Genomic DNA, 353 nt, shown 5'->3' with positions numbered 1-353 from the left:
GCCAGCCGCTGACCCGGCGACAGCACGCCGGTGATGGGGGCCGTGCCGCTCTTGATGATGGAGCCCATGGCCTTTTCGACGATGTTCGACAATCCGCCTTTTTTATTGCCCGGCGTGGTGTTGGCGCTGCGGTCCACGCGGCCCTTGTCGAGATAGGCGTCGTACCAGGCCATTTCCTCGATCATGGCTTCGGCCACTTCGGGGCTTGCGGCGCGCGAGGTGAGCTGGTCGATGCCGTCGCGCACCTCGGTCACCTCGCTGAACATCACGGTGGCGCCCGCGCGCACCAGCAGGTCGGTGCAAAAGCCCACTGCGGGGTTGGCGGTGACGCCGCTGAAGGCGTCGCTGCCCCC

1 pseudogene is annotated in these 353 nt (G+C 67.1%); it reads right to left on the bottom strand.

The features are described from left to right. Window positions 1-353: pseudogene (garD, locus tag AAIL67_RS24765) on the bottom strand (galactarate dehydratase); the annotation flags it as partial.

It is taken from the genome of Comamonas sp. A7-5, assembly GCF_039581385.1.
Lineage (GTDB): Bacteria > Pseudomonadota > Gammaproteobacteria > Burkholderiales > Burkholderiaceae_C > Comamonas > Comamonas thiooxydans.
This window is presented reverse-complemented; position numbering and strand designations above follow the sequence as displayed.